Source organism: Microbacterium sp. 69-7, assembly GCF_001897985.1.
Taxonomy (GTDB): domain Bacteria; phylum Actinomycetota; class Actinomycetes; order Actinomycetales; family Microbacteriaceae; genus Microbacterium; species Microbacterium laevaniformans.
Genome location: NZ_MKRU01000005.1, coordinates 33349 through 39948, shown reverse-complemented (window position 1 = coordinate 39948; position 6600 = coordinate 33349). Strand labels below are relative to the sequence as shown.

At 66.0% G+C, this 6600-nt stretch carries 6 protein-coding genes and 1 pseudogene; 3 read left to right on the top strand and 4 right to left on the bottom strand.

What is annotated here, in order from left to right; genetic code table 11:
* Positions 1 to 228, top strand: a pseudogene (locus BGN98_RS00620) (hypothetical protein); the annotation flags it as partial.
* A 114-nt stretch (positions 229 to 342) separates the two neighbouring features.
* On the opposite strand, the gene nrdF reads toward BGN98_RS00620, so the two are convergent.
* From nrdF to nrdH, 4 genes are read right to left on the bottom strand one after another with little or no spacing between them, the layout of a single operon-like run.
* Positions 343 to 1323, bottom strand: a complete 981-nt coding sequence (gene nrdF, locus BGN98_RS00615; protein WP_005052315.1) for a class 1b ribonucleoside-diphosphate reductase subunit beta — start codon at positions 1321 to 1323, stop codon at positions 343 to 345.
* A 34-nt stretch (positions 1324 to 1357) separates the two neighbouring features.
* On the bottom strand, positions 1358 to 3514 hold the full coding sequence (nrdE, locus tag BGN98_RS00610; RefSeq protein WP_121189480.1) for a class 1b ribonucleoside-diphosphate reductase subunit alpha: 2157 nt from the start codon (positions 3512 to 3514) through the stop codon (positions 1358 to 1360).
* Positions 3496 to 3927, bottom strand: coding sequence for a class Ib ribonucleoside-diphosphate reductase assembly flavoprotein NrdI (gene nrdI, locus BGN98_RS00605; protein WP_016464602.1), 432 nt, complete (start codon positions 3925 to 3927; stop codon positions 3496 to 3498). Before nrdI ends, nrdE begins: the two co-directional genes overlap by 19 nt.
* A gap of 1 nt (position 3928) precedes the next feature.
* Positions 3929 to 4162 carry a glutaredoxin-like protein NrdH gene (gene nrdH / locus BGN98_RS00600; protein ID WP_005052310.1) on the bottom strand — a complete coding sequence of 78 codons (234 nt, stop codon included), beginning with the start codon at positions 4160 to 4162 and terminating at the stop codon, positions 3929 to 3931.
* A gap of 405 nt (positions 4163 to 4567) precedes the next feature.
* On the opposite strand from nrdH, the gene BGN98_RS00595 reads away from it, so the two are divergent.
* Both BGN98_RS00595 and BGN98_RS00590 read left to right on the top strand, forming a co-directional pair.
* Entirely contained in the window at positions 4568 to 5791 is a 1224-nt protein-coding gene (locus BGN98_RS00595) for an MFS transporter (protein ID WP_036290243.1), read from the top strand.
* Between the two features lie 44 nt (positions 5792 to 5835).
* Positions 5836 to 6591, top strand: a complete 756-nt coding sequence (locus BGN98_RS00590) for an alpha/beta fold hydrolase (RefSeq protein WP_288118761.1) — start codon at positions 5836 to 5838, stop codon at positions 6589 to 6591.
* Positions 6592 to 6600: the final 9 nt, after the last annotated feature.

Sequence of the window (6600 nt, the reverse complement as noted above, 5' to 3'; positions counted from 1 at the left end):
CCGGCGGCCCTCCCCCTCGACGGCGACGGCCGCGGAGAGCTGCCGCTGGACCCGCCGTACGTCGGCGACACGAGCATCGTCAGCATCGAGCCCGGCACGACGATGCGCGTGGTGATCACCGATCGCGACGGCATCGTCACACGGGATCTGCAGGTCGAGATCCCCTACACATCCGAGGGCGGCTCCTGCCCGGGACCGGTGACCTTCGGGCCCGTCGTGATCTCCTGACCGGCTCGCGCGAGCATGATGCTCAGAGGGGTGCGGAGACGACGACGCCCCCGGACCGGCTCATCGAGCACAGTCCGGGGGCGTCGCGGCATCCGTCTGACGACGTCGGTCAGATCAGAAGTCCCAGTCGTCGTCCTCGGTCGCGACGGCCTTGCCGATGACGTACGACGAACCCGACCCGCTGAAGAAGTCGTGGTTCTCGTCGGCGTTCGGCGACAGGGCCGACAGGATCGCCGGGTTCACATTCGTCAGCTGCGACGGGAACATCGCCTCGTAGCCGAGGTTCATCAGCGCCTTGTTGGCGTTGTAGTGCAGGAACTTCTTGACGTCCTCGGTCAGCCCGATGCCGTCGTAGAGGTCCTGCGTGTACTGCACCTCGTTGTCGTAGAGCTCGTAGAGAAGCGAGAACGTGTAGTCCTTGATCTCGTCACGCTCGGGCTGCGTCAGCTTCTCGAGACCCTTCTGGAACTTGTAGCCGATGTAGTAGCCGTGCACGGCCTCGTCGCGGATGATGAGGCGGATGATGTCGGCCGTGTTCGTCAACTTGGCCTTGCTCGACCAGTACAGCGGCAGGTAGAAGCCCGAATAGAACAGGAACGACTCCAGCAGGGTCGAGGCGACCTTGCGCTTGAGGGGCTCGTCGCCACGGTAATAGTCCATGACGATGTGGGCCTTCTTCTGAAGGTTCGGGTTCTCCACCGACCACCGGAACGCGTCGTCGATCTCAGGCGTGGAGCACAGCGTCGAGAAGATCGACGAGTAGCTCTTCGCGTGAACCGACTCCATGAACGCGATGTTCGTGTACACGGCTTCTTCGTGCGGCGTGATCGCGTCGGGGATGAGCGATACCGCCCCCACGGTGCCCTGGATGGTGTCCAGGAGCGTGAGTCCGGTGAACACACGCATCGTGGTGGTCTGCTCGTCGGGGGTGAGCGTCGCCCACGACTGGATGTCGTTGGACAGCGGCACCTTCTCGGGCAGCCAGAAGTTGTTCACGAGGCGGTTCCACACCTCGAGGTCCTTGTCGTCCTGGATGCGGTTCCAGTTGATCGCCTGGACGTGGTCGATGAGCTTGAGCGGCTCGGACGGGGTCATGTCGTCATTCCTTCGAACGGTCGTGGAGCGAGCGTCACAGCATGCAGGAGACGCACTCGGACAGGTTCGTGCCCTCGAGCGCCATCTGACGAAGACGGATGTAGTAGATCGTCTTGATGCCCTTGCGCCATGCGTAGATCTGCGCCTTGTTGATGTCGCGCGTGGTGGCGGTGTCCTTGAAGAACAGCGTCAGCGACAGCCCCTGGTCGACATGCTGCGTGGCGGCCGCGTAGGTGTCGATGACCTTCTCGTAGCCGATCTCGTACGCGTCCTGGTAGTACTCCAGGTTCTCGTTCGTCATGAACGGCGCCGGGTAGTAGACGCGGCCGATCTTGCCTTCCTTGCGGATCTCGATCTTCGACGCGATCGGGTGGATCGAGCTCGTCGAGTTGTTGATGTACGAGATCGAGCCGGTCGGCGGCACCGCCTGCAGGTTCTGGTTGTAGATGCCGTGCGCCTGGATCGACGCCTTCAGCTCGCGCCAGTCCTCCTGCGTGGGGATGTGGATGCCGGCGAACAGCTCCGCCACCCGGTCGGTCTGCGGCACCCATTCCTGCTCGAGGTACTTGTCGAAGAACTCCCCCGACGCATAGGTCGAGTCGGCGAAGCCGTCGAAGGCCGTGCCGCGCTCGATCGCGATGCGGTTGGAGGCGCGCAGCGCGTGGAACAGCACCGTGTAGAAGTAGATGTTCGTGAAGTCGATGCCCTCTTCGGAGCCGTAGTGCACGTGCTCGCGCGCCAGGTAGCCGTGCAGGTTCATCTGGCCGAGGCCGATGGCGTGCGAGCGGTCGTTGCCGTCTTCGATCGAGCGCACCGAGGCGATGTGGCTCTGGTCACTGACCGCAGTGAGAGCGCGGATCGAGGTCTCGACGGTGCCGGCGATGTCCTTGCCGTCCATCGCGAGCGCGATGTTCATCGAGCCCAGGTTGCAGGAGATGTCCTTGCCGATCTCGGCGTACGAGAGGTCCTCGTTGTACGTCGTCGGGGTGTTCACCTGCAGGATCTCGCTGCAGAGGTTGGACATGTTGATCCGGCCCTTGATCGGGTTGGCCTTGTTCACCGTGTCCTCGAACATGATGTACGGGTAGCCCGACTCGAACTGGATCTCCGCGAGCGTCTGGAAGAACTCGCGCGCGTTGATCTTGGTCTTCTTGATGCGGGCGTCGTCGACCATCTCGCGGTACTTCTCGGTGACGGAGATGTCACCGAAAGGCACACCGTAGACCTTCTCGACGTCGTACGGCGAGAAGAGGTACATGTCCTCGCCGTTGCGGGCGAGCTCGAACGTGATGTCGGGGATCACGACGCCGAGCGAGAGCGTCTTGATGCGGATCTTCTCGTCGGCGTTCTCGCGCTTCGTGTCGAGGAAGCGGAGGATGTCGGGGTGGTGCGCCGACAGGTAGACGGCGCCCGCGCCCTGGCGCGCGCCGAGCTGGTTGGCGTAGCTGAAGCTGTCTTCGAGCAGCTTCATGACGGGGATGATGCCGCTGGACTGGTTCTCGATCTGCTTGATCGGAGCGCCGGCCTCACGGATGTTGCTGAGCAGGAGCGCGACGCCGCCACCGCGCTTGGACAGCTGCAGGGCGGAGTTGATGCCGCGGGCGATCGACTCCATGTTGTCTTCGATGCGCAGCAGGAAGCAGCTGACGAGCTCGCCGCGCTGCGCCTTGCCGGTGTTGAGGAAGGTGGGGGTGGCCGGCTGGAAGCGTCCCGAGATGATCTCGTCCACGAGCTTCTCGGCGAGCTGCTGATCGCCGTCGGCGAGGCCCAGGGCCGTCATGACGACGCGGTCCTCGAAGCGCTCGAGGTAGCGCTTGCCGTCGAAGGTCTTCAGCGTGTAGCTGGTGTAGTACTTGAACGCGCCGAGGAAGGTCTCGAAGCGGAACTTCGCCCCGTAGGCGCGGTCGTTAAGGCGCTGGATGAACTCGAACGGGTACTTCTCCAGCACCGCGCCCTCGTAGTACTCCTTCTCGACCAGGTAGTCGAGGCGCTCCTTGAGGGAGTGGAAGAACACCGTGTTCTGGTTGACGTGCTGGAGGAAGTACTCCCGTGCGGCACGCTTGTCGGCGTCGAACTGGATCTTGCCGTCCTCGCCGTACAGGTTGAGCATCGCGTTGAGGGCGTGGTAGTCCATTCCCTCGAAGCGTGCGTCGGTCTTGAAGGTCGCCGGGCTCACTGCAGCTTCCACCATCGTTCCAATCCGTCGCTCACACGGGCGACGTCGTCGGGCGTGCCGAAAAGTTCGAGCCGGTACAAGTGCGGCACGGTGCACTTGCGGCTGATGATGTCACCGGCGCGACAGAACGACTCGCCGAAATTGGTGTTTCCCGCGGAGATCACTCCACGGATGAGGTGACGATGGCGCTCGTCGTTGAGGAACCGGATCACCTGTTTGGGAACGGCGCCCTTCTCCTCGCCGCGCCCCTGGCCGCCTCCGTAGGTCGGTGTCACGAGCACGAAGGGCTCGTCGACCTCGAGAGGTGCGTCGCCAGGGGCGAGCGGGATGCGGACGGCCGGCAGACCGAGCTTCTCGATGAATCGCGCCGTGTTTCCCGACACGCTCGAGAAGTAGACGAGCAGCGGGGCGCTCGTCAGTGTCGGCATGTCAGGCCAGACGGCTCGCGAGCTCGTCGATCTTGTCGGGACGGAAGCCCGACCAGTGGTCTTCGTCGGTGACGACGACCGGAGCCTGCAGGTACCCGAGCGACTTCACGTGCTCGAGCGCCGCCGGGTCCTCCGAGAGGTCGAGCACTTCGTAGTCGATACCCTTCGAGTCCAGTGCGCGGTAGGTCGCATTGCACTGCACGCACGAGGGCTTGGTGTAGACGGTGATTGCCATGTCGTTCCTTCTCTCCCCTTGGTCTGCGCGGATCGATCCCGTTGGGATTCCGCCCTCTTCTCGCCTGTGATCCCGGCCGTGCCCCCGCCGGGAGTCCAATACTACATATGGGTACGGACGTTGGATAGCACCACAAGGGCTAGTAGTTACATCCGTGTAGTTTTGCACCGCTCTCCCCATGTACAACACAGCTTTTCCACCGTTTCATCCACAGGATGCCGCGAATCGCGAAGCCTGGAAAAAGCCTGAATCGCGCGGATTTCGATCGCCCTCGCAACCGCCATCCACAGCCCGGACGCTACGGGGGGCTTCCGACATCCATCAGCCTGTGGAATCTCGACTGCGGCGTGTCGCGGCATCCGTCCGGCGTGTCGCGGTGTCGGCGCCGACGGGTAGCGTGGAGGGGTGGCGGGATACCGGGAACTGTTGCGCACGCAGGGCGTGGCGCGCATCATCGCGGCACAGCTGACCGCGCGTTTTCCGAACGGGATGACGAGCCTGGCGATTCTGCTCCACGTCGAGCAGATGACGGGCTCCTACGCCTCCGCCGGGCTTGTGCTGGCCGCGGCATCCGTGGGTCAGGCGACGGCCGGCCCCGTCACCAGCCGGTGGATGGGCCGCTGGGGCATGCGGCGCGTCCTCACACTGACGACCGCCGTGTGCGCGGCGGCGCTGCTCGCCCTCGCCCTGATCCCCCTCGGGGTCGCCGGATACATGGTGTTCGGACTCATCGCCGGCCTCTCCACGCCTCCCGTGCAGTCGGCCGTGCGCACGATCTACCCCAAGCTCGTCAACGCACGGCAGTTGACGGCGCTGTTCTCCCTCGACGCGAGCCTGCAGGAGATCATCTGGATCCTCGCGCCGGTCGTCATCACCCTCGTCGCCACCCAGATCGGCACGGTGCCGGCGCTGCTGCTGATCGTCACGATCCTCGTCGCCGGCGGGGCGTGGTTCATCCTCTCCCCCGAAGTCGGGCGCGTGCGCATCCCGCGCAGCCGCCGCGCGTTCGGCAAGGTGCTGGGAAAGCCCGTGGTCCTGCTCGCCACGGTGATCGGCTTCCTCCTCATCGGCGCGTGCGCGGCCGTCGAGGCCGCAGTGGTCGCGACCTTCGGTCACGGCGGCCTGGAAGCCGGTCTCGTCCTGGCGGTCTTCTCCGTCGGCAGTCTCGCCGGAGGCCTCGCCTTCGGACACATCCCCATGGGGCCGTGGGCCATGGCGCGACGCATGAGCGTCGTCGCCGCCGGTCTCGTCGCCTCCGTCTTCGTCGTCGGCGACATCGGAGCGTCCACCCCGTGGTGGGTCGGCGCCTGCCTCGTCGTCGCGGGCGTCGGCATCGCCCCGGCGCTGGCCGTCATGTTCGCGATGACCTCGGCATCCGTGAAGTTCAGCGAGACCGCCGAGGCCTACGGCTGGATCGGCACGGGACAGCTCATCGGCGCCGCGCTCGGCTCGGCCGTCGCCGGCTTCCTCATCGACAGCACCGGGCCCGCCGGCGCATACGCCGCCGCGGCCGGATTCGCGATCGTGGGCGCGCTGGTCTCGACGCTCTTCGTGCGGGGCTTCCCCGACCTGCGCGGACGCGACGCGAGCCCGATCCCCGACACCGAACCCGTCCCCGTCATCACGTGACATCCTCATCGCCCACGGACAGCACGCGACCGTAGGCTGACGACATGACTGCCGCTGTGACCCTGCCCCGGCTCTCGTGGGGCGACGTACGCGCCCGACGTCGCGCACTGCTCGTGCACGGACTCGGATCGACCGGTGCCCTCATGTGGAGCTACGGCGTGGCCCTGGCGGATGCCGGGTGGCTCGCGACGGCCGTCGACCTGCGCGGCCACGGCACCGCGCCGCGCACGCTGAACTACAGCATCGACGCGTACGCGGCCGACGTGGGCCAGACGCGCGCCGACGACGGCGCACCGTGGGACCTCGTCATCGGGCATTCGCTCGGCGGCGCCGCCGTCACCGTCGCAAGCGCTGCCGACCCCGACTGGACCCGTCGAGTGGTGCTCATCGACCCCGCGATCCATCTTGCGGACCGCGATCGCGAGAACGTCCGCGTCGGGCAGGAGCAGTCCTTCGCCGACCCGTCGATCGACGCGGTGCGGGCGGAGCACCCCAGCTGGCATCCGCTCGACGTCGAGCTGAAGGCCCGCGCCGCGCAGCAGGCGAGCCGCTGGGCGGTCGAGCAGACCAGCCTGCAGAACACGCCGTGGGACGTGCGTGCGGCCGCAGCGAGGCTCTCGGTGCCGACGCACGTGATCGCGGCGGACCCGGAGGTGTTCTCGATCTTCCAGGGCGAGCTGGCCGCCGAGGTGCTCCGCAACCCGCTCATCACGATGTCGGTGGTGACCGGGGCCGGGCACTCCCCGCACCGCGATCTCCCGGAGGACACGATGCGCCATCTCCTCGACGCCCTCGGCTGACGCCGCGGC